The 4,267-nt window shown below is 55.5% G+C and carries 6 protein-coding genes; 4 read left to right on the forward strand and 2 right to left on the reverse strand.

Annotated elements, in window-relative coordinates:
- Nucleotides 1-176 precede the first annotated feature (176 nt).
- The 4 genes from GIW04_RS28400 to GIW04_RS28415 are packed head-to-tail and all read left to right on the forward strand — an operon-like array spanning nucleotide 177 to nucleotide 2,962.
- Nucleotides 177-647, forward strand: coding sequence for an arsenate reductase ArsC (locus GIW04_RS28400; RefSeq protein WP_032894881.1), 471 nt, complete (start codon nucleotides 177-179; stop codon nucleotides 645-647).
- Between the two features lie 47 nt (nucleotides 648-694).
- Nucleotides 695-1,408 carry an arsenical resistance protein ArsH gene (gene arsH / locus GIW04_RS28405; protein WP_032894879.1) on the forward strand — a complete coding sequence of 238 codons (714 nt, stop codon included), beginning with the start codon at nucleotides 695-697 and terminating at the stop codon, nucleotides 1,406-1,408.
- A gap of 20 nt (nucleotides 1,409-1,428) precedes the next feature.
- Nucleotides 1,429-1,851: an arsenate reductase (glutaredoxin) gene (gene arsC, locus GIW04_RS28410; protein WP_032894877.1), complete on the forward strand. Its 423-nt coding sequence runs from the start codon at nucleotides 1,429-1,431 to the stop codon at nucleotides 1,849-1,851.
- A 37-nt stretch (nucleotides 1,852-1,888) separates the two neighbouring features.
- Nucleotides 1,889-2,962, forward strand: coding sequence for an ArsO family NAD(P)H-dependent flavin-containing monooxygenase (locus tag GIW04_RS28415; RefSeq protein ID WP_032894876.1), 1,074 nt, complete (start codon nucleotides 1,889-1,891; stop codon nucleotides 2,960-2,962).
- Nucleotides 2,963-2,988: 26 nt separating this feature from the next.
- Here the strand turns inward: GIW04_RS28415 and GIW04_RS28420 are convergent, their stop codons facing one another.
- Nucleotides 2,989-3,540: an arsinothricin resistance N-acetyltransferase ArsN1 family B gene (locus GIW04_RS28420; protein WP_032894875.1), complete on the reverse strand. Its 552-nt coding sequence runs from the start codon at nucleotides 3,538-3,540 to the stop codon at nucleotides 2,989-2,991.
- Between the two features lie 289 nt (nucleotides 3,541-3,829).
- A partial coding sequence (locus tag GIW04_RS28425) for a chromate transporter (protein ID WP_236479441.1) occupies nucleotides 3,830-4,267 on the reverse strand: 438 nt, incomplete at its 5' end.

The raw sequence follows: 4,267 nt of genomic DNA on the forward strand, positions 1-4,267 counted from the left end.
AGCATCAGTGTCACTCGCTCTTCGGTATTCAAGTGGCTGTAGGTCTTTTTCATCGCAACACCTTACCTCAGGTGTTGCACTTGCTCCTTGAGACCGCCTGCTGACCGTGCCCATCCTCGTCGCCACATTGTCCGCCCTGGCACTGCGCCTCAGTTTCTGAATCAAGGAATCGTCTGATGAAAGTCTTGTTCATGTGCACTCACAACAGCTGCCGCAGCATTCTGTCCGAGGCGCTTTTCAACCATTTGGCGCCCGAGGGTGTAGAAGCAGTCAGCTCAGGAAGCTTTCCTAGTGGCCGGGTGAATCAACGGGCATTGCAAACGCTGGAGGCGGAGGGTATCTCCACTGTGGGCTTGAGCAGCAAGGCTTCGGATGCTTTTGAAGGCTCGCCTCCAGACATCGTGATCACTGTCTGCGACCGGGCAGCGGGTGAAGCGTGCCCAATCTTCTTTGGGCCAGCTTTGAAGGCGCATTGGGGGCTGGCCGACCCGTCTGAGGCTAGCGGGTCGGAAGCCGAGATCACCGCAGCGTTTGAAGCCACACTGGCCAAAATTCACGAGCGGGTGAGTGCGTTTCTTATGCTGCCGCTCAAGACCATGAGCCCTGACCAGCTCAAAGCTGAACTGAACCGCATCGGTTCGCTTTAAAGATCAACCGAGGCGGCGTCCTAGCCGGCGCCGTGGTAGGAGTTTATATGCAAGACACATTGCCGAACGTACACACCGACCTAATCGACATTCCGTCGCTGGAGCAACTGGAGCCGCGTATACCGTCACTCCATAAGCCTCGAATTCTGCTTTTGTACGGATCGACGCGAGAGCGCTCTTTCAGCCGTATGGTAACTCAGGAAGCAGCCCGTTTGCTGGAGAAGTTTGGCGCCGAAACCAAAACCTTCGACCCCTCGGGTTTGCCGCTTCCGGATGACGCTCCCGATACACATCCCAAGGTCACTGAGCTGCGCGAGCTGATGCAATGGTCTGAGGGACAGGTGTGGTGCTCCCCTGAGCGTCACGGCTCCATGAGTGCAGTATTCAAAGCCCAAATTGACTGGGTTCCGCTTGCGATAGGTGCTGTACGACCTACGCAAGGAAAGACCCTTGCAGTGATGCAGGTCTGTGGCGGTTCCCAATCCTTCAACGTGGTTAACCAACTGCGGGTACTTGGACGGTGGATGCGGATGTTTACCATCCCTAACCAGTCTTCCGTGGCCAAGGCGTTCACCGAGTTCGATGAAGCAGGCCGTATGAAACCTTCCTCGTACTACGACCGTCTCGTGGACGTGATGGAAGAACTGATGAAGTTCACCCTGCTGTTGCGGGATCGCCAGGATTATTTGGTTGATCGGTACTCCGAGCGTAAAGAGTCCGCCGAAGAGCTGTCCAAACGCGTCAACCAGCGCTCCATCTAACGTCAGCACGAGGAAGCGATATGAGCCAGATCACGATCTACCACAACCCCGAATGCGGCACTTCTCGCAATACCTTGGAGCTGATCCGTAATAGCGGGGAAGAACCGACGGTTATCGAGTACCTGAAGACCCCGCCTGATCGCACCACACTTGCCAGGCTCATCGGGGATATGGGTATCGGGGTGCGGGCTCTTTTGCGTATCAAAGGAACTCCGTACGAAGAGCTGGGATTGGGTGATGCATCGCTGACGGACGAAAAGCTCATCGATGCCATGATGGCTCACCCTATCCTGATCAATCGCCCCATCGTCGTGGCGCCTTTGGGGACACGCTTGTGTCGTCCCTCAGAGGCAGTCCTCGACCTGTTACCGCAAGAGCAGCGTGGGAGTTTCGTCAAAGAGGATGGCCAAGTGGTCATTGATGAGCACGGTCGCAGAGTCTGATACGACGACGGTGAGGTGCCGCGATTGAGCCTGGAGGATGCTGGTGATTCAGAATTCGAAACTTGATGTTGTGGTTATCGGCGGTGGTCAATCCGCGCTGACAGTCGCCTATTTTTTGAAGCGGACAAGCTTGTCTTACGTGCTGCTCGATGCGGAGTCGGCACCAGGAGGAGCCTGGCGGCATGGCTGGGATTCGTTGCGACTCTTCTCTCCATCGGCATGGAGCTCGATTGCAGGCTGGCCGATGCCTGCCGTATCAGAAGAAACGCCTCACCGTGATGATGTTATCGACTATCTGACTCTGTACGAGCGTCGATATGACTTCCCCATCATGCGATCCACCAGGGTGACCCGTGTCGAGAAAATCGAAGAAGGATTACGGGTTGTCTCCGGGGATAGAAACTGGGATGCCAAAGCGGTTATCAGTGCAACAGGCACCTGGAGCCGCCCATTTACCCCGAGCTATCCCGGACAGGAGTTGTTCGTAGGGCAGCAGCTTCATTCCGCTCATTACGTTGGGCCGGATGAGTTTGAGGGGAAAGCCGTCCTTGTCGTGGGTGGTGGCAACTCGGGAGCCCAGATTTACGCCGAGGTTTCTAAAGTGGGTCAGGCAACCTGGGTAACTCAAGAGGCCCCAAAGTTTCTACCTGATGAGGTTGATGGGCGTGTCCTGTTCGAACGAGCTACTGCTCGATTGAAGGCGCAACAGGATGGCGTGGAGCCTGAAAACCCCGCTGGGGGGCTGGGCGACATCGTAATGGTGCCATCGGTGAAGGACGCTCGTGAACGCGGTGTATTGAGCGCAGTACGGCCATTCACGCACTTCACTTCAACAGGCGTTGTCTGGTCATCAGGAGACGAAACAGCGGTGGATGTCGTCATCTGGTGCACTGGGTTTTCTCCAGCGCTCGACCACCTGAACAGCCTGGGCATTGTAGGCCAGGATGGCAAAGTGGCTGTGAACGAAAACCGGAGTGTTGCTTCACCCAGTCTGTGGCTGGTGGGTTACGGCGATTGGACGGGGCTCGCCTCTGCGACATTGATCGGAGTAACCCGCACCGCTCGAGATGTAGTCAACCAAGTCCAAAGCTATCTCACTAGCGAATCCTGATGGCTCGCGACGCAAATCGAGTGTACCTACTGTGATGCGGCTTCAAGCTCAGGAAAGAGGATAGGCTCCAGTGGCGGAGTTGCCTGGCACAGCCCGAGCCGCCAGTAGCCGACGTCGTGCCATTTCCCAAGCTTGAAGCCTACCTCCGGATATGTGCCGATATGGACGAATCCCAGCGACTCGTGCAGCCCCACACTGCCTTCATTGGGCTGTGCGATTCCGGCATAAGCTGCACGAAAGCACTGTTTTTCAAGGATCGGAAGCAAGGTCTCATAGAGTTCACGGCCAACACCCTGACGGCGAGCCGATTCGGCTATGTACACCGTTACGTCAACGGCCCATCGGTATGCCGGACGTGCACGGTGTTGGCTGGCATAGGCGTAGCCCTTGATCTCCCCACCTTCTTCGGCCACCAGGTAGGGATATGTCTGAAGTGTCGTCGCTATTCGCTGAGCGATTTCCTCAGCGCTTGGCGGAATCTCTTCGAACGAGATCGCCGTTGTCGAAACGATGGGAGCGTAAATACGCTGGATAGCTTGTGCATCTGCAACAACTGCAGCGCGAATTGTGACTGGCATGTAAGTCGTCCATGAATAAGAATTTGAACATTACCTTTCCCGGATCAGTTTTCGCCATTAGCCCATTTGAAAAAAATGCGCAGTCTGAAATCTGAGTACCTCACCTGGGGACTTCTCTTTCGTCTAGTTCTAGCTCAGACCGTAGAAGGCTAATCGCGAAATTCAGGTCGCAATGCATGTTCTCAGTTCTGCCCCCTTCGGCTCATCAAATCCATCGGCTGCATCAACAACTCAGCACACTGTAAGCGTGCGCTAAACAACCCGTCCTGACGGAATCGCTTAGTCGACCTCAAAACTCAATGCCGAGTAACCATCCGAGGAGACCTCCCGCCAGGACGACCAACCATGGAGGAGCCTTCCAGAACATCAAAGCCACAAGCGCTATCAGCGCTAAGCCAAAGTCTGCAGGAATCAATATGGCGCTCGTCCAGACTGGGTTATACAAGGCCGCCAGGAGAAGGCCCACAACTGCTGCGTTTACGCCTGAAAGTGCAGCTTGGGTGCGTAAGCTTTTCCGCAGTTGCTCCCAAAATGGCAGCACGCCGATTACGAGCAAGAACGAAGGAGCAAAAATAGCAATGACGCAGGCAGTAGCCCCGAGCCAACCAGAAGGTTGGGCACTCATGGACGCGCCAAGAAATGCTGCGAAGGTAAAAAGCGGGCCTGGTACGGCCTGTGCTAAACCATATCCGGCAAGAAACGTGTCATTGGCTACCCATCCGTTCGG

Origin of the sequence: Pseudomonas sp. PA-4-8C, assembly GCF_021606625.1 — a bacterium.
Lineage (GTDB): Bacteria > Pseudomonadota > Gammaproteobacteria > Pseudomonadales > Pseudomonadaceae > Aquipseudomonas > Aquipseudomonas lactis.

Coding starts and splice junctions, on each gene's coding strand:
- arsC (WP_032894877.1), top strand. CDS start 1,429: ATGAGCCAGATCACGATCTACCACAACCCCGAATGCGGCACTTCTCGC.
- arsH (WP_032894879.1), top strand. CDS start 695: ATGCAAGACACATTGCCGAACGTACACACCGACCTAATCGACATTCCG.
- GIW04_RS28415 (WP_032894876.1), top strand. CDS start 1,889: ATGCTGGTGATTCAGAATTCGAAACTTGATGTTGTGGTTATCGGCGGT.
- GIW04_RS28420 (WP_032894875.1), bottom strand. CDS start 3,540: ATGCCAGTCACAATTCGCGCTGCAGTTGTTGCAGATGCACAAGCTATC.
- GIW04_RS28400 (WP_032894881.1), top strand. CDS start 177: ATGAAAGTCTTGTTCATGTGCACTCACAACAGCTGCCGCAGCATTCTG.